At 45.6% G+C, this 18,113-nt stretch carries 17 protein-coding genes and 1 tRNA gene; 6 read left to right on the forward strand and 12 right to left on the reverse strand.

What is annotated here, in order from left to right:
• Positions 1-338: 338 nt before the first annotated feature.
• The 3 genes from BVJ53_RS10990 (at position 339) to BVJ53_RS15345 (ending at position 3,785) form a co-directional block, all read left to right on the forward strand.
• Positions 339-1,454 (forward strand): glycosyltransferase, encoded by a 1,116-nt coding sequence (locus BVJ53_RS10990; protein WP_129302431.1) that lies wholly within the window; start codon positions 339-341, stop codon positions 1,452-1,454.
• An 88-nt stretch (positions 1,455-1,542) separates the two neighbouring features.
• Positions 1,543-2,655: a glycosyltransferase gene (locus BVJ53_RS10995; RefSeq protein ID WP_129302432.1), complete on the forward strand. Its 1,113-nt coding sequence runs from the start codon at positions 1,543-1,545 to the stop codon at positions 2,653-2,655.
• A 35-nt stretch (positions 2,656-2,690) separates the two neighbouring features.
• Positions 2,691-3,785, forward strand: coding sequence for a sugar transferase (locus BVJ53_RS15345; RefSeq protein WP_129302433.1), 1,095 nt, complete (start codon positions 2,691-2,693; stop codon positions 3,783-3,785).
• Positions 3,786-4,351: 566 nt separating this feature from the next.
• Here the strand turns inward: BVJ53_RS15345 and galU are convergent.
• Both galU and BVJ53_RS11010 read right to left on the reverse strand, forming a co-directional pair.
• Positions 4,352-5,266: a UTP--glucose-1-phosphate uridylyltransferase GalU gene (gene galU, locus BVJ53_RS11005; protein ID WP_129302448.1), complete on the reverse strand. Its 915-nt coding sequence runs from the start codon at positions 5,264-5,266 to the stop codon at positions 4,352-4,354.
• Positions 5,267-5,428: 162 nt separating this feature from the next.
• Positions 5,429-6,502, reverse strand: a complete 1,074-nt coding sequence (locus BVJ53_RS11010) for a phosphomevalonate kinase (RefSeq protein WP_129302434.1) — start codon at positions 6,500-6,502, stop codon at positions 5,429-5,431.
• Positions 6,503-7,076: 574 nt separating this feature from the next.
• Here BVJ53_RS11010 and BVJ53_RS11015 point away from each other — a divergent pair.
• Together BVJ53_RS11015 and BVJ53_RS11020 are read left to right on the forward strand one after the other, a co-directional pair.
• Positions 7,077-7,286, forward strand: coding sequence for a DUF1659 domain-containing protein (locus tag BVJ53_RS11015; RefSeq protein ID WP_129302435.1), 210 nt, complete (start codon positions 7,077-7,079; stop codon positions 7,284-7,286).
• Positions 7,287-7,306: 20 nt separating this feature from the next.
• The gene (locus tag BVJ53_RS11020; RefSeq protein WP_129302436.1) at positions 7,307-7,540 is read left to right on the forward strand and encodes a DUF2922 domain-containing protein; all 234 of its coding nucleotides are present in this window, start codon (positions 7,307-7,309) and stop codon (positions 7,538-7,540) included.
• A gap of 182 nt (positions 7,541-7,722) precedes the next feature.
• Here BVJ53_RS11020 and BVJ53_RS11025 read toward each other — a convergent pair whose 3' ends face one another.
• Positions 7,723-8,769 carry a glycosyltransferase family 2 protein gene (locus tag BVJ53_RS11025; RefSeq protein WP_129302437.1) on the reverse strand — a complete coding sequence of 349 codons (1,047 nt, stop codon included), beginning with the start codon at positions 8,767-8,769 and terminating at the stop codon, positions 7,723-7,725.
• Between the two features lie 188 nt (positions 8,770-8,957).
• Positions 8,958-9,782 carry a type I methionyl aminopeptidase gene (gene map / locus BVJ53_RS11030; protein ID WP_129302438.1) on the reverse strand — a complete coding sequence of 275 codons (825 nt, stop codon included), beginning with the start codon at positions 9,780-9,782 and terminating at the stop codon, positions 8,958-8,960.
• A gap of 201 nt (positions 9,783-9,983) precedes the next feature.
• Between map and BVJ53_RS11035 the strand changes: the two genes are divergently transcribed.
• Positions 9,984-10,445: a flavodoxin gene (locus BVJ53_RS11035; protein WP_129302439.1), complete on the forward strand. Its 462-nt coding sequence runs from the start codon at positions 9,984-9,986 to the stop codon at positions 10,443-10,445.
• 80 nt (positions 10,446-10,525) lie between these two features.
• On the opposite strand, the gene BVJ53_RS11040 is transcribed toward BVJ53_RS11035, so the two are convergent.
• From BVJ53_RS11040 to BVJ53_RS11080, 8 genes are all read right to left on the reverse strand, one after another.
• On the reverse strand, positions 10,526-11,521 hold the full coding sequence (locus BVJ53_RS11040; protein WP_129302440.1) for a YihY/virulence factor BrkB family protein: 996 nt from the start codon (positions 11,519-11,521) through the stop codon (positions 10,526-10,528).
• A 136-nt stretch (positions 11,522-11,657) separates the two neighbouring features.
• Positions 11,658-13,034, reverse strand: a complete 1,377-nt coding sequence (locus BVJ53_RS11045; RefSeq protein ID WP_129302441.1) for a DUF2252 domain-containing protein — start codon at positions 13,032-13,034, stop codon at positions 11,658-11,660.
• Between the two features lie 353 nt (positions 13,035-13,387).
• Positions 13,388-13,996: a TetR/AcrR family transcriptional regulator gene (locus BVJ53_RS11050; protein ID WP_129302442.1), complete on the reverse strand. Its 609-nt coding sequence runs from the start codon at positions 13,994-13,996 to the stop codon at positions 13,388-13,390.
• A 308-nt stretch (positions 13,997-14,304) separates the two neighbouring features.
• Positions 14,305-16,092 (reverse strand): DNA helicase RecQ, encoded by a 1,788-nt coding sequence (recQ, locus tag BVJ53_RS11055; protein ID WP_129302443.1) that lies wholly within the window; start codon positions 16,090-16,092, stop codon positions 14,305-14,307.
• 113 nt (positions 16,093-16,205) lie between these two features.
• Positions 16,206-16,928 carry a hypothetical protein gene (locus BVJ53_RS11060; RefSeq protein WP_129302444.1) on the reverse strand — a complete coding sequence of 241 codons (723 nt, stop codon included), beginning with the start codon at positions 16,926-16,928 and terminating at the stop codon, positions 16,206-16,208.
• A 278-nt stretch (positions 16,929-17,206) separates the two neighbouring features.
• Positions 17,207-17,280 (reverse strand) — tRNA-Arg (locus BVJ53_RS11070).
• A 105-nt stretch (positions 17,281-17,385) separates the two neighbouring features.
• On the reverse strand, positions 17,386-17,808 hold the full coding sequence (locus tag BVJ53_RS11075; RefSeq protein ID WP_129302446.1) for a DUF3284 domain-containing protein: 423 nt from the start codon (positions 17,806-17,808) through the stop codon (positions 17,386-17,388).
• A gap of 182 nt (positions 17,809-17,990) precedes the next feature.
• Positions 17,991-18,113, reverse strand: a 123-nt coding sequence (locus BVJ53_RS11080) for a PTS lactose/cellobiose transporter subunit IIA (RefSeq protein ID WP_137295990.1), incomplete at its 5' end; no start/stop codon positions are given.

The following is an 18,113-nucleotide window of genomic DNA, read 5'->3' on the forward strand; positions in this document are numbered from 1 at the left end:
TATAGCATAACGTTACAAAAATATTTCTAAACCCCTTGCAGCTCTGAATTTTTAAAAAATAAATGTGACAATTAAATTCTCTTAAGTCGGCTTTTCCTTAAAACCGGTTGTCTTCGTACCAACCTTCACCTTTAACTAACAGACGTTCTTCTGCGTGCGTCACATCAAAACATAAGCATCGTCAAAAATTCATTGTATGCAGTTGCTTTTTGTCGCTCACACGCCGATACTAAAGTAATAAGTATTCTTGTAATCAATAATATGTTGGCGGAGAAAGCGCCACTTAAACACTGTTACACACCGTTAAATACCAAATGGAAAGATTATAGGTAGGGGTCATGGCTAATTATTTCTTACATTTTAATGGTTCAAATGAACCTTCTTATCCGTTCTGGGGCGAAGGGTTCATGGGCAAGCAAGCTTTGGATCACGAATACTTTCTGCGAGAGATCGGTTTCAGACAAATTGATGCCTTCTTTTATCGCTGGCCTGAAGAACCAAAAGATTCGTTAAATGCTCGCATGGATGGGATCCTGGGCGGTTTAAAAATAAACGATTGTTTGTTAATTCAATGGCCCTTACCTGACATGGGCGAACGCTGGCTTCAAAAATTGATCAAAAAGACCCATGAGTTCGGGGCAAAATTGATCTTCTTGATCAATGGTCTCACTAGCTGGAGCGATGGTTTAATATTACCTGGAAAACGTAACCAAGGAGAAATTCAAAAAGCACTAAGAAATCCTAAGGTGCAGCTTGAAATGTTGTTCCTTCATCAAGCCGATGCCGTAATTACCTCCTCCTTACAAATGGTGGAGCAACTTAAAAAAGAATTAGCTTTAACCGGCCAACAATTGTCACCCTGTACGACCTACCTTGGTCCCGATGGCTATAGAACCCGCTATTTTCAGAACCGAAGAGACTTAAACAAGGGAATCGATTTTATCAATTCTCTGCCAGGAGCTCCTTTTTTCTCGCAGCTCCCAGAAGACCTTCACTTTAATGTCTACGGTGACCAATCACAAAACCATCTGCTGTCACAGCGTCAAAATATCACTCTTCTTCCTTGGAGCGATCCTGAAGCGATGCCCCAACTGCTTAAGGGTACTTATGGGTTGGTTTGGGCGTCCCAACAGTATCCAAATGTTGCCGGTGTCTGTAGCGAATATGAAGAATACCAGACATCCGTTACATTAGCACTGCATTTAGCAGCAAATGAGCCTGTTATTGTTTGGTCGCAATCCGCAATAGCTGATTTTGTTCGCAAGAATGGTCTGGGTCTGGTGATTGATTCACTAGAGCAGTTGGCACAACAAGTTGCTACCATCACCGATTCAGACTATAACGATATGATTAACAATGTTGAAAGAATTAGCCCGCTTATTAGAGAGGGCTTTTATTTAAAAAGAGCGATGCTGAACGTTATCGCAATGTTGTACGATCGTACAAGCGACTAAACTTTCGTGTCGGTTAAAGACATGAACTTTGTAGGAATCACAGTTGCTTAATTCGCGCGAGAAAGACTTGGTAAAAAGAGGTTCACTGATGGCAAACTATATATTTCACTTCAATGGAAGTATTCACCCGGGCTATCCATTTTGGGACTTTGGTGCGGCAGGAAAGTGTCATTTAGATCGCGAAACTGCTGCAGAGGAACTCGGGTTTTCACGGATTGACGGGTTCGTTTATAACTGGAATACCGAACCAATAGATGTTCTTAATGCACGAATGGATGGATTGCTAGGGGGCTTACAACGATACGATTGTTTGCTGGTTCATTGGCCCTTTTCACCGAATTTCAATCATCGATGGATTCAAACATTCATTGATCGAGTACATTTGTTCGGTGCCAACTTAATTTTTTTGGTTGATGATATGGCTAGCTGGCGTTCCAATCCCGTCTTACCCAACCCAGCAAAAGTCAACATTGAGAACTACATGGCATCGCTTGACGTATCCGCAGAAGTTAATCTCTTAAGTCAAGGAGATGGCTTCATTTTCCATTCAGAAGCAATGTTGAAACATTATCGCGAGCAATTACAGTTGGCCGATAAGAAGTTAACGGATAAAGTTTCATGGTACGGTCCGAGCTTGAACATGACTAACTATTTTCAAGGACGCCGGCATTTTGATCAAGGTGTCGATTATGCGGGCGCGCTTTTCAAAGCCGCCTTTTTGCACGAGCTTCCTGACAACTTCAAATTAAATATTTATGGTGCCCGGGAAAAAGACAAGGAACTTATCAAAAACAAGAATATCCATCTACACGCTCGGGTTGACCCTGAAGCGATTCCCCAAATGCTTGAAGGCTCTTACGGATTGGTTTGGGATTCAGAAAGCTATCCCGATGTTGTTGGTCCCCTTGGTCAGTATGAACGCTATAACACCCCGGCTAAGTTTCCGATGTATTTGTCAGCTAACGAACCGGTGATTGTCTGGTCGCAAGCTGCAACTGCTGATTTTGTCCGAAAAAATCAAATTGGCCTTGTACTTGACTCATTGGCAGAACTACCAAATGCGGTGCGTGACGTTAGTGAAGAGCGGTACAACCAAATGATCACTAATGTTATGCGGATTAGTCCACTGATTCGCAACGGATTTTTCCTAAAAAAAGCTATTTTGGATGTCATGGCAAAGATTTATGTACGAAGTGTTTGAAGCGCAACGCTTTTAAGGTATAGAGGAGGTCGCTTATGTTGTGGGTTAGTCGTGGAAACTACATGGCTGTCAAGGCTGGTGATGAAAATAATCGAACAGCCATGTACAAAGCACGAGAAGATTATGCAGCAGACTTAATGGCTATTGGGGCACAACCCTTTGACCTGTTTATTTACTATTGGCGCGATGAACCGGATGAAAGCGTAAATGGCCGGTTGGATGGCATCCTAAGTGGTTTCCATTTAAACGACACTCTCATTTTGCAAGTACCGGCCTTTGTTCGTCCCCTTAACTTAAAGTTGATGATTATTAAAATTCATGAAGCTTATCACGGCAAAGTCATCGGTTTAGTTCACGACTATTATCCGCTATGGAATGTTGCTGCTGCAAAAGAAGATACTGATTCCGATCCTTGGCTCGACCAGTTTTCATACCGCACTTATCCCGCGCTTTTTTCCATGTTTGACGGTCTCATTGTCCACAGCGAGTCCTACAAAAAAGCGATTAAAAAAGAACTGAATTTTAAGGGGCCGATCGTGACCCAAGGACCTTTCAGCTATCATTTAGCCCCTGACGAAGATATTACAGAACCGCATTTTGAGAAGAAACTGGTCTTTGCCGGCAATATCAACAAGTCCAAGTATCTGGACAAGATTCCAACTTCCTGGCATCTTGATATTTTTGGCAAAAAGCCAGAGGGAGACATACTGAATCTTGAGTCGGTTGTTTATAAGGGTTCTTTTACGCCCACAGATTTACCAAATCACTTCAATAGCGGCTTTGGACTTGTATGGGACTCAGATAGCTTTGATCAGGTGATTGGTGAATCAGCAAACTATAGTCGAATTAGTTACGAACACAAGCTCAGCCTATATCTCGTTAAACGCCTCCCCGTCTTCATTTGGAAACACGCAGCTCCCGCAAAATGGGTAACCGAAAATCACTTAGGGTTCGCGGTTGACAATCTTTCCGACATTTGGCCAATTATGGAAAACCTCACTGAAGATGATTATAAAAACATGCAAAAAAACTTAGTACACGTCAGCAATCTGATTCGCAGCGGCGTTTTTGCAAAACACGCAGCCCTGAAAGCAGTGTTGGCGGTTAACGAATCTTATAACAAGTGGTAGTCGAGGGCGATCCTCGACTTTCTGAATTCCATGGCAATAAATAAATGGTAGGTCCGCATCAGCAAATGCGAGGCCTACTATTTTTGTTTAAAGTATTCGGTAATTGATCGTCACCCTAATCAGTCAACTGACAACCTTAGTCAGATAACTAGTACTGTCTGTCACGACTGCCTCGAGCTTGCCGCTAGCATCCGTCGACCTAGCCGCTGGCGGCGATACTGTCAGCTGACAGATTTAATTTTTGAAAGTTATCCCGGTTTATTTTTAAGACAAAATTTTAGATTATCTTTGCATAAGCAATCACATATCATATTTTCACTTAACTTATAATCAGGCGAAAAATCAACTGGGAATTTCAAAAGTCATGGTCATATCAAAGACTTTCCCAAATTGTTCACAACAAAATAGCTTCATTTCAGGCCAATTGTCTTGGCTGAAATGAAGCTGCTATTTTGAAACCAGCTTTAAGATGTTATCGAGTTCACAGAGAAATAACACGTCGTTGCAAAGTTCACAGCTTTGACTCTTACAATCCTGCAGAACCACAGACATCCACTTTTATCTATCTATTTTTTACTTGCCGGCTTACCGACAGGCTTACCAGACTGCAGTTTCGCAGCCAGATCAAGAATATAAGCCCGCAGCTCATCCTTGACCTCCGCATGAGTCAAGCCATATTCGATATTCGTCTTAACGTAACCGAATTTGTTGCCGACATCATAGCGATCACCAGTAAACTCATGAGCAAAGACCCGTTGCGTTTGGTTCAGTGCATCAATCGCATCGGTCAATTGAATCTCGTTTCCTTTACCCGGTTTTTGATTATCAAGAATATCAAAAATCTCCGGCGTCAATAAGTAACGGCCGATAATTGCCAGATCGCTTGGCGCATCGGCAACTGCTGGTTTTTCAACAAACTTCTTAACGTTGAAAAGGCCTTTGGAAACTTCTTTTTCAGGATCGATGACGCCGTATGCCGAAACTTCATCATGCGGTACCTTCTTAACAGCAAGAATAGACGCATGCGTCTTGTCATATTCCTCGATCAATTGTTTTGTTAACGGAACCTTATCATGCATCAGATCGTCGCCAAGCATGACAACGAACGGCTCATCGCCTACAAACGACTTAGCCAATCGAACGGCATCCCCAAGGCCACGCGGATATGGCTGCCGGACGAAGAACAGGTTAACCCCGATATCGGTGGTTGAATGAACAAGCTGTAGTAAGGCGTCTTTATGTTTTTCTTTCAGATTCTGTTCCAATTCTGGAGCCGAGTCGAAGTGGTCCTCAATAGAACGCTTTTGTTTACCCTCAACAATCAGAATATCTTCAATCCCACTTGCTTTAGCTTCTTCAACGATGAATTGAATGGTCGGTTTGTCAACAATTGGCAACATTTCCTTAGCTAAAGCTTTTGTAGCCGGCAAAAAACGGGTCCCAAGCCCAGCTGCCGGAATGACTGCTTTACGAACTTTCACACGCATACAAGTCCCTTCTCTACTAATTTAACTACCTACTTTACTATACTAGAAACCGTTTGCGAAGAGTACACAATTCCGCTAATTCTAAGAAAGAATTCATGACTTCATCGTAAAAAAATTAAAAAATCTCGGTTATTGTCAAAATGACCGAAATTTTTGTTAATCATTAATCTCATGAACTTTGAACTTCAGCGGTTCAATGTGGTGTTTACGCCAAGCCGCCAACAACGGCTGAATGGCCTGATGGGAATCAATCAAGACGATCCCACAGTCACCACCGCCTGCGCCTGACGATTTAGCCGCGCCACCTGCTTCTTCTGCCAGCGTCACCAATTGCCGCAAAGCCGGCGTTTGAATTGCAACACCGGAAAAGTGTGCCAACTCGTCCAGCAATTCACGGTTACGGCGAATGCCTGCCTGAATGCGGCTCAATGAATGTTGCCGAAAGCCATCGATTAACTTCTCAAGCGTGTCGTGGCTTGCCGTCAAAAATTGCTGATAAAGTTGCGGCTTTTTGGCTTTAGCCAAGGTGATTTTATCGACTAATTGTGATGTAGATGCTGGTGAACCGGTCCAGCCAACCAGCAGTTGCATGTCTGCTGGTGCCGTTAACAACTCAATCGACAAATCCGGCCAGTCAGTGTTGATCAAATCTGCCAGTGACATTTGATTTCTGGCAGCCGCCAGCCATGCCTTGTCAAACGAGCGGTAAGCGATCCACCCGCCATAAACCGAGGCGGCAATGTCACCTAAAGAGCCATTACCCTGAACATCGAGGTGGGCAATGGCTGCAAGCTTATAAATCTGGTCTTTGGACATCTTCAAATCATAAAACTTGGCAAGCGCTTTGATCGTTGCAACTGTTACCGCCGCGGAACTCCCCAAACCATACTTCTTTCCGTCTTTGGCATCCAGTTGCGAATCAATATAAAGCTTGTATAAAGCAAGTGGTTTATTTAATTCACGCGCATACTGTTCCGTTAATTTAATCGCCGAGAGAATGTAATGAAATGGATTATCCCGGTTATCAAAAACCATTTCATCGCCTTGGCGTTGCCAGTATAACGAGTTTTCTTGATACTGTTCAGACACGATACTGCCGAAATGCTGCGCGGCTTCGACCGTCACGGTGACAAATTGATCTAACGCCACAATGATTGCCGGAAAGCCTGTTTCGACCACCGCGTATTCACCGGCAACATAAAGTTTGCCTGGCGCCTGCGCTGTTATCACACAATCAGAACCCTTCAATTTTCATTAATCAAGGATCCCAGAAGGAATCCGACTGTAAGTATAGCCGACCCGAAGTGACAAAATTGTTAGTCAGCAAAAACCTTACTCTTTTTAAAGAAATACCTTAATTATTTTAGCAGACATTAGACTTTCTGCAAGAGCGTAAACTGGCGCGTTTAGAAACCGGAGTGTAAGTGGCCTCTAGACACAAATGACTGGGCTTTGGTGATTTGTGTCTAGAGGTTCTTACACGCAGGTTTCTGCGCCAGTGAACGCGTTTCCGCAAGAGCGTAAACTGGCACGTTTAGAAACCGGAGTATAAGTGGCCTCTAGATATGCTGACTTCTGGATTGAGCATATGGTCAAGGGACTTATGTTATATGCGAAAAAGCGGGCTAATTATCCTACCATTTCTGTTTTCCAAAGCAAAAATCTTTCTAGGGTTGTCAAATGACCCTGCTCAGCAATTTATATCAGTGTAAGGCAAAACAAACGCCTTACAAACCAAGCCACTGTTAACCGACATCGGCCGAGTCGTTAACAAACCAGTCATTCACTATAAGGAGGAATCACCATGAGCCGCAATATCACGAGCCAAACAATTGTTTATACCCTGACCGACCCAGAGAACGAAGCTTTTAAGCAGGTGCGTCGGATGAACAACGTTGACCCTGATGCCAAAGACGAGGAATTGCTGGCAATCGGTCAAGCGTTTGCAAAGCTTTATCCAAACGCAGCTCTGACCAGCACCGTTTTGCAACAACAAGCTGCTATCGTCGCCTAAGTTAATCGGAGGGATTATCGATGAAAACACTAATTTTTAGTTTTAAGTCCGAAGCTGGTAAAGCCACCAGCATTCGGATCAACAAATACGATGCCGAGATCACAGCCGAGCAGGCGCAGCAATTCGCCGACGCCGTTGCCCAGGCACAGGCATTTAAAAAGGAAGGCATGAACCTCTATGTCACACCGGTCAGTGCTAAAGTGACCGAAACCAACAGCACCGACCTCTTCACCACCGAAAAAAAGCCCGCGTAAAATAAAGGGTCATAACTGACCTCCCCAAACACGGCACCCCATTTTTCAATGATTATCGATATGAAGCAGCCAGCGCCTGAAAAAAGGTGAGGCTGCTTTTTTATATAAGCGCGTTATAGAAAAGAACCTCCAGCAAACACCTGAACGCGACAGAATCAATCTCCATTCAACATGGCCGTTCTTCACGACTCCTTCTTAGGCACATCACTTTCACGGCCGGCCAGCTTATTCAAGTCATCAAACGTCGGCAAGCCTAACAAATGCGACCAGGCACGCAGCTTACCTAAAAGGCCGGCTTTTCCCGGCTTGTCTGCAGCCAGCATAGTGGCATCCCCTGCCGAAATAATCCCCTGAAATTCGCGGGTATACTGAGCCAACACCATTCCCAGCTGTTGAGCATATCCCCAGTTAGCCACCAATTGTCGCGGCGACATTTTCGATAGCACAAACAAACTCAATGCTGCATATCGGCGCACTGCCAACGAAGTTAATTCAGGTTTCTCTCGAGCGAGGGTCAAAAAAACCGCTCCCAGTTGATGAATGGCTTCCAAATCACGCTTTTGAAATTTGGCGTGAACACTGCTGGTCGCGTTAAATCGGTAGTAATAGCGCGGTTGATCGACAAAATAAATTTGATCAATACGCGGCAAGAGCTGGCCAATGAAGTAAGCATCTTCAAGTAAATTAAAGTTGGCGACCGGCACTGGCTTCTTAAACAAATCGGAGCGAAACATTTTGTTCCACAAGTAGCCCCGCAAATCATGGTCCTCAAGCCAATACCGATACTTGTCATCACCTTCGATCGTAAATACAGGCGCGCGAAACGAACGGGCTTTAATTTTAGTGCTGCCAATATAGTTATAGTAGTTGACCACCGTCATATCGACCTGGGGCGTTTGCATACCTTCTGCCAGAGTTGATAACCACTGGGGATGAACCAGATCATCGCTGTCCATGAAAGCAAGGAACGAGCCCTTGGCGTGTTCAATGCCAACTTGCCGTGCGCGGGCTTGGCCACCATTTTTAACTCGAACAACATGCAATCGCGCATTCTGACGGGCATAGCCTGCTAAAATCACCTTACTGGTATCCACTGACCCGTCATCTACGCAAATGATCTCAAAGTTCGGATAATCTTGCGCCAGCAAACTATCCAGCGCCTGAGCCAGATATTTTTCGGCGTTATAGACTGGCATGATAACTGAGATCAATGCTTCTTGAGCTGCCATATCGTCCCTCTTTTCTCTTATTCCTGCAATGCCTATTATCAGACAGCATAGCGTCTAAAAGCGATATAATTAGCCAAATAAAACAACAAAAGCAGGAAACAAATGGTTGCTTCCTGCTTACAGGTTCCGCGATAGCTGGTTTTGATCAACCGTTTGGCATTCCTTAATCTGGCTAGTGGCGAATCCTATTATTCCGGAAGGGTCTTGAGATCGTCTTCGGTCAGCTGATACTTGGCATCAATCGGATCACCTTGTGAGGTCAGAATCTTTGGGCCATTGTCCGTAATCACGAGAGTATGTTCATACTGGGCGCATTTACTGCCATCGGCCGTGACATAGTACTCCCATGTATCGCCTGGCACTTGTTTGCCCTTGATCTTCCATGTGCCTTCCGTAATCATGGGTTCAATCGTAATCGTCATGCCCGCCTTGAGCCGCAAACCATGACCTGGCACGCCATAATGTGGCACATTCGGACTTTCATGCATCGTTGGCTGGATGCCGTGACCCACAAGCTCACGAACATCACCATAGCCGTTGTCATCTTCCGTGTAGGTCTGAATCGCGGCACCAATATCACCGATTCGATTGCCGACGACCGCTTCATCAATCCCTAAATATAACGACTTCTTGGTCACATCCATCAGCTTCTGGTCAGCCTCTGATACTTTGCCAACACCATATGTCCAGCAGGAATCGCTAAAATAGCCATGCCAACTGATGACTGTGTCGACGCTCACCACGTCGCCATCTTTTAGTTTCAATCCTTTGCGCGGAACAGCATGGGCTACTTCGTCATTGATACTGACGCAGGTCACATACTTATAGCCTTCAAACCCGACCTGTTCTGCTTTAGCGCCATGAGACTCAAAAAACTCTTTGGCGAACCTTTCGATTTCCCAACTTGAGATTCCCGGCTTAATAATATCGCGCAAGCCAACATGCATTGCTGCTAGAATAGCGCCTGACTTGGCCATGCCTTTTATTTCACGTGCTGATTTGATGGTAATCAAACTTCTTGCCTGCTTTCCAATACGATTTTAACTCGCAATTAGTGTAGCATTAATTGGAAAAGAGCGCGAGTGCAGTCATTGTGATGAATGAATCGCCCAGAAGTTGTCACCCTATGCTATAATCAGGCGAATGAGCAAGAACAACAGCCTCGCCGTCATCGGAATTCGAGAGCTGTTTTTTTAGGAGGATGAAGAAAGAAAATGGCAAGCGCGAGAATTGTATATGCCAGCCTAACCGGTAACAATGAAGACATCGCCAGTATTGTTGAAGAGGCTTTTGAAAATTTGAATGTGGATGTCACCACAACAGAAGTTTCGCAAGCCCTGGCCAGCGATTTTGAAGATGTTGATATTTGTGTGACGGCAACTTACACCTATTCAGATGTTGGTGACGGCGAGTTACCGGATGAAGCGGTTGATTTTTATGAAGAACTTCAGGATCTCGACCTGACTGGTAAAGTGTATGGCTGCTGCGGCAGCGGTGATCGGTTCTATGACGACTTCGCGACGTCTGTCGATGATTTCGACAGAGCATTCGCCAAAACCGGAGCAACCAAAGGAGCCGAGAACGTTAAAATCGATCTTTCTCCTGAAGAAGACGATATCAAGCGTCTGGAAGCCTTCACCAAGCAGTTAGTCGAAAAATTCAAGGCTATGCAATAAAATAAAATGAACCCAAAAGGCTTGCGCAAGTTCTCGCGCGAGCCTTTTTTGCCACCGCAAGTAGACTGAATGAATTACGATTATTCTTTTGTTCGCGGCGCTTTCACCCGACGCTTCACAAAATCGTGGACTTTTCCCTTGCTGCGGTGAAGCCGCCCGATGAAGTACTCTGCCGTCAGCGCATTGACCACCGCACCCCACAGCAAGACCAGTGCCGAAAAATTCAGCCATAACATAATCGCAATAAACGTTCCGATAGTACCGTAAGACAGGTAACGGGTGCCAAAATAATGCATATATAACGAAAAGGCCTGGGCAATCAGAAGCCAGCCAATCACCGTGAACGCTGTGCCGGGCAGCACTGTCCATATTTTGATTTTGACATTCGGTAAAAAATAATCAAGAAACATAATGATGATGAATAATGCCGTAACGGTCACGGGCCAACGTAAGGTATTAAATGTTTTCAGCCAATCATCATTCAGCCGGAGCAATGGGATTAGCCATTCGAGAAATTGGCGGCCAAATGCAAAGACAATCAAAATCGAGCCCATCACAATAATCAGCGTGAACGTCATGAGCATCGACAACAGCCGTTGAATAATGAAGTTTTGCGTAGTTTCCACGCCATAAACCTGATTAAAGCCCATCTTCAGGCCATTCACGCCTAGACTGGCGGCCCACAATGTAGCGACAGCACCGATTCCCAACAATCCGCCACTACTTGTGTTCAGTAAATTAGCAATCACTGGATCGAGCCACTTCATCACATTCGATGGCACCGCTTGCGTCAAATAACTTGCTAAACTACGGTAAGTTAGCCCTAGGTACGGCAAAGAGTTGGCAACAAATAAGATCAAAGGGAAGAGTGATAATAACGCATAGTAGGCGATAGCCGCTGCACTTTGGCCGATATTGGATTCAGTCACGCGATTGATTGCCAAGCGGACAAAGACCCAAAACTTGGTCCGACGTGGCAACTTCATATCTGCTAATGCCATTTGGCCCGAACGTATCATGGCCTGTTGTTCCGTTGAAAGTAACGGTCGCTTTTGACGATTCTTCTTCCGCGCCATGCTTTGCCCTCCTTCCTAGCCAGCGATTAAGGTTCTCTTTAATTCTGCCAGACTCAATCTAATAAAAACAAGCAAAACTTATTTTGATTCATAAATCATTCGAATAATGGCGATTCTCGAAATGGTGTCTCGCCGTTTACGCCAGAAGATGTGAGTCAACTGCACGGAGAAAAGCGGCGTAATCGGCTTTAACCTGATTCAGATACCATTTGCTCCACCTCTGAACTGCGCTGTCGAAATGCTTATCCAGATAACCGGTGACGACTGCTGCTTGCGGCGTTTGGGCATGTGCCATCGCCAGAAGGTACGCCGTCATCTGAGTATAGTACTGAAATTCAGTGAAGTTGAGTTCCTCCAGATCCACCGACCCTTTCATATCCCGAAATTGGCGAACGTAATAACTTTTATCGCCAACGTTAAACCAGCCCAAAAAAGGATCGGATGCTTTTTGAAGAATCATTTGAGCGGCAATGATCCGCTGCCCTTGACTGACTTCCTGTTGTAACGTTATGCGTTCGGTATGCGGCAACAGTTCCTGCCGTGGTGGCAATGCTTCCTTGACCTGCAACACTAAATGACTGCCGCCTAATCCGCTGAGCAAAACCAGGTAACAATTCGTCCCGAAGCTGCCGATACCGACACTGTGATGAATGATATCCGTAATCCGGTACTGGCTTAACAAAACCAGAATATCCGAACGTGTGGTCTTGCGATACTGGGTAAATCCATCGTAAATCGCCTGATAGGTTGCCTGATCAAGCCGCACAGAACTCGGCGGATCGTCTTTAAACCGCATGTGGCCATCATCAGTTGTCAGCGTATATTTTTTAACGACAGAATCATTATTGCGTTTTGTCGCTTTTTTGACGAATTTCGCCAACAGCTGCGAGTCTTCTGCGCCGGGAATTTCCTGCATAAGGTGTTTGACCTCAGTGGATTGGTAGAAGCGATCCAAGGCCCCGAGCTTGAACAGGTCTCGCAAGGTTTTGCGATAAATGCTGGCATCAGTTTGAACGAGCTCATCCAACTTATCGGCCGAAAAGCCTTGCTGATCGCCAAGCAGGTAAACACTAGTTAGCAGCCGCTTGATATCAAACTCAAAACTATTAATCTGGGCTTCGTCAAAGTCATTGAGGTCGAAAAGTAGATTCCGTTCCGGTGAGGCGTAAAAGCCAAAGTTTTGTAAATGCGCATCGCCATCGATTAGTAGATTGATCCCGGATTTTTCACCTTGGCGCAAATCGTATGCCATCAGTTCGGCAGTACCGCGGAAAAAAGCCGCCTGCGAGGCACTCATTCGTTGATGACGCATTGGCAATAGCGATTCCGTCAAGTTCTGTTCCACACTATTAATAAACTGAACTGGATCACGATCAATTTTGCTAACGGCAGCGAGGCGCTCAATCGGGATGGTCTCCTGAATCTTTTTTCCGGTCTCCTTCAAATCATCAATCGTGTACTTAGCTGCAACCCGCTCACGTAATAAATTTTTAAGATCTGATGAACTTCCCATAGCTGACTCCTTCTTGGTTTTAGTGAGCGTGAACTGGCGCGGTTAGGAGCCGGAGTATAAGTGGCTTGGGGCGTGATGGTCCGTGCTTAGGCCATCGCGACCAAGGTCCTTATACTCCAGCTCCTGCGCCAGCGAACGCGTTAGGTGCTGTCCGTTTCATTGCGTTGGGCTAACGCTTTGTAAGTCAAAAGTAGCGCATTGCTGAACGATTTTCCAGTGTTGTGAGCGCATAGGCAATAAGAAAACCTGCTTGCATGCGGTCTTACAATGGCCAATTAGCAAGCAGGTTTTTATTCACATTAGTTTTATAGACAGCGTGACGTGCAGCAAAACGATGTTCCCCAGTTTATCGTTTAATATCCTTGTGCGATTTGAGCTTTTTCAAACCATGAGATTCGCGGATCGTCTGAAAACCGACCATTGACAATAAAGTCTTGCGTCACGGCGGTTAAAATGTCAACCATTTGATCGCGAGAGATATCGATGAAACCCGGTGCCATCAAATTAGCAATCCCTGTTGCGACAATCCACACCCCACAAATCGTGTTGCGCAGTTGCGCTTCGCTTAAGTTTTTGGCAGGTTCATAAGCATCAAAGACGCGCATGGCTGTACTCATCGCATATTCGCGCATCTCGTCAACGCCAAAATGATCTTCAACAAAAACCGCGCGGTAAAGCGGACGATTCTCTAGTGCAAAGTAAATGTACGCCAACCCCAAATCAACAACCGGATCATTTGTATAGTGCTTCGCCATCTTCAGCGCCAACAGTTCTTTAATTCGATCCATGACCGCTTGCTTTAATTCGGCCATATTCTTGAACTCCAAATAAATCGGCTGGGTCGAGCAGTTCATCTTCTTAGCAATATTCCGTGCTGTAAAGCTCTTAAAGCCTTGTTCCACAACCAAGTCGTACGCTGCATTGAGAATCTGATCATGCGTGATAGTTTTCTTTCGTGCCATTTTGTTCCCCTTACTTTCTTTAAAAAGTTATTTAAAGCTAACTTGCACACAACTAAATTTTAGACACTTTAGGCAACATCTCCACTCCAAAAGATATACCTTGCGCCATGCCGTTATTTTACCAGAGATGAAACCAGAAAGGAACCGAATTCATAAAGAAATCTCAGTTTTTCTTAATTTATTTTGACATTTTTTGATGCTAGCACGAGACGTCATATGCCACGCACAATTAAAAAACCAAATCAAAACATTTTTGCAACAATTGCGAAAATATCCTGGTTTAGTTTTTGGCTGATATGCCAGCCGACTCAGCTTTCGGCTTCTTCGGGCTGGATCGCCTTTAAGACATCTAAAAAGATTTGACCGTATTTATCGAGTTTGGCTTGACCGACCCCTTTGACAGCTAAAAGCTCGTCCATCGTTTGCGGCATCGCGCTGCCAATCACCTTTAGCGTTTTATCCGAGAAAATCATGTAAGGCGGCAAATGTTGCTGTTCTGCCAATTGACGTCGAGTGCTGCGCAATTCCTGGAAAACTGAGTCATCGACTTCCAATGTCTGCTTCGCTTTCTGCGCGGTTTTCTGAAAAACCGTTTTCTGACCGCGTAAAACTTCGGCTCCTTTGGCGGTAATCGCAAGTGTCGGATACTGGCCACCGCGAGTTTCGAGATACCCGCCAGCTGTCAGAAAATCGATAAACGTCGTGATATCACGCTGACGACGATTTTTCATCAAACCATAAGTAGATAGTTGATCCAAGTGAAACGACAAAACGCGCTGATTGTGCGCTCCGGAAAGCACTTGGGCAACAACGCCTTTGCCAAACCGTTCGTGCAGTCGTACAACGCACGACAATACTTTTTGCGCATCAATCGTCACATCAACCGATTCACGATCATCAAGACAGTTTGAGCAGCGGCCACACGGCTTGGTTCCCGTTTGCCCAAAATAATCCAAAATGAACTGTTGTAGGCACTGGTCAGTATTGGCATAATGTTCCATTGTTTTCAGTTTGTCATATTGCCGCTGTTGGTGCGCCTCGTCACCTTCAGATTGGTCAATGAAGAACCGTTGTACCTGTAAATCTTGCGGTTTGAACAGCAAAATGGCTTCACTCGGTAGGCCATCGCGCCCGGCTCTGCCAGCTTCTTGATAATATGACTCAAGGTCCTTGGGAATTTGCGCATGAATCACGAAACGAACATTACTTTTATCGATGCCCATGCCAAATGCATTCGTTGCTATCATGATCGGCTTGCGATCAAACAGAAAATCTTCCTGATTGGCTGCTCGCTGCTTTTCAGTCATACCAGCGTGATACTTTGCCACTGGTAACTTTTTGTGTTCTAAAAATGTATAAAGGCGATCCACTTCTTTGCGGGTGCTAGCGTAAATAATACCGGATTGATCAGCATTAAGCTTGAGATAATCCAGTAAATAACGATCTTCGTCTTGATCACGCACCACCTTAAAGCTGAGGTTATCGCGTTCAAATCCGGTATTGATGACCCCATCATCCGGAATCATTAGGCGTTGGCAAATATCCTCACTGACTCGCGGCGTGGCGGTTGCAGTCAAGGCAATCACAGGCGGATGTGCCGGTAACTGGGCAGCGACCTGAGCCAAATTCAGATAACTCGGCCGGAAATCATGCCCCCACTGCGAAATGCAATGGGCTTCGTCAATGGCAAAAAGCGCCACGTGCGTCTTAGCAAGTTGCTGCACAAACCAATCGTTATCAAATCGCTCCGGCGCCACATATAACAACTTAATCTGTCCCGATTTTGCCTGATCCAGTCGCTCGTTAATGGTCTGATAATCAAGGGTGCTGTTGATAAATGTCGCTGGAATATCATTGTCATTTAAAGCGTCAACCTGATCCTTCATCAAGGCAATCAAAGGCGACACCACCAATGTCAAGCCCGGCAGCAACATAGCTGGTACCTGATAGCACAGCGATTTACCACCACCGGTCGGCATCACGACTAAGGTGCTTTCGCCCGCCATCACGCGATCAATGGCCTGTTTTTGACCGATTCGAAAATGATCGTAACCGAATTTTTCTTTTAAAATCGTCGTTGGTTGCGTGCCAACCATCCTTTCCCTCCTAACCGGTTTTTCCCTGCCTCGATTATAGATTTTGTTAACGATAACAGATGCCCTTTTCTAAAGTATCAGCTTCTAAACGTTACGCCATCTACTTGCCGTATTTAAAGCAAATTGACCACAAACCAAATAACAAGACTAAAACCTAATACCATTAAATCCAACAACAATAAATTCAAATTCAATAAGGTCCACCACGCAAAACCCGCTGGCCAGAACGTGAGGAAGAGATAAAAAATGACAATGGTGACTAAAAAAGCAATCGGCGCACTTTGCCACATATTCTGTAGATCGCGGGGCGATAAAGCGATGCCCGGCGTCAAAATCAAGGTCACGACTAAAAAAATCGCCAGCCATTGCCAATTAATCGCCACCATACCGCGCATCATAACCCACTTTTCACTGAGACTCGATGAAGCCGCCAGCACCTGCCACACCTGATTCCCATCCGGAAAAAATGCCCACCGACCAAGGACCAACAAGACAAGACTGATGCCCCAAACCGGTGCACTGCTAGATAAAAACAACCCCAGTTGGGCAAGCGGATCATGCCGATCATAACGCAAACTGACATGCGCGGCACTGCCTTGCGAAGGATCGGCTCGCAACGAAAAATTCGTCACATGCAAGCCAAATAATCGTGCAATAGCAGCATGCAACAACTCGTGGACAAAAATGCCCGGCTTCATGTACCAGATTTGGGTGTTCGATCGGCCAGCATGATTCACCATGGCTTGAACCGTTGCGCCATTAACCGCGCTGATGAGCAGGATGCCGCCAATGAAGATCAACCAGCCGGGGACGTAAACATTCATGAAAGCTTGCATGGGAACATCCTCCTTTGGCGTGGGTGGAAGGTCGAAATATGTTTGGTTGCGCAAGGATGAGGGTAGCAGAGCTTAGACGCAATAGTCAAAGACAAGCCCATTTAAGAAAAAATTCCCCCGACACTGCCGCGAAAACGCGCTCACCGGCGCAGAAGCCTGCGTGTAAGGACCTCAGACCCAAATGGCTAAAGCCCAGCCATTTGGGTCTGAGGCCACTTACACTCCGGTTTCTAACCGCGCTCTAACAAAAAGCACAGCCGCTTGACTGTGCTTTTGACTGTGCCCTATCGGAATTGAACCGATGACCTGCCGCTTAGGAGGCGGCCGCTCTATCCTGCTGAGCTAAGGGCACCAGACAACGTCAATTATGCCAAAAGCCGCAACGCAATTCAAATGCATTCTGATATTAGCCCGCTAATAGTGGTCATTGGCCATCGCTTTTTGTTTAGCTGACTTGTTAAGCGGTCCGATACGACCGTTCAATTGAGTCGAGCATCCGGCCAACGTTGCGGCGGCGTTTGTGACCAACCAGAAGTTCCGTCACCATCTGTTTGAGTTGCGCAGCCCAGTTGATAGGCTGAACGGTTTCACTCACCTGAACGCGGCTGGCCGCGGCACTCAACGGCGTGATCAAATAACGGACTTTAAACCGTGAAAAGCGCGTCATGGTCAACATCGCAAATTCGCGATTGATCACATTTTGTGTGACTTTAACCTGTGCCCATTCACCATCAGGAAATTGCTTGCGGTAGGTAAAACCACCGAGTTTAGCCATATCAACCGGCTGATGACCTGCTGCGACAATATCGGCTTGAACCGGCGCCACGATTTTACTATATAAAAATGCTGCCGGTGTCTGTAATGTCTTTTCAATTTTCATGGGGATTACCTCTCTTGCTTGTGAGCGTGAGCCGGCGCGCTTAGGGGTCGGAATGTAAGTGGCCTTGGGCGGGATGGCCCGGTCTTAGGCCATTGCGACCAAAGTTCTTACATGCAGACCCTGCGCCGGGGAACGCGTTATGGTGAAGACGATGATGCTGATGCTTGCCACAGCCGCACGCTTTACTTTTGGGCATGGACTTGCTGGTAAAGATCAATAATCTCATCGGCAAGTCGACGAATAGTCATGGCACTCATAAGATGATCCTGACTGTGCACCATTAATAAAGTGACGTCAACTTTTTG

Source organism: Lacticaseibacillus chiayiensis (assembly GCF_004123795.1).
GTDB classification, from domain to species: domain Bacteria; phylum Bacillota; class Bacilli; order Lactobacillales; family Lactobacillaceae; genus Lacticaseibacillus; species Lacticaseibacillus chiayiensis.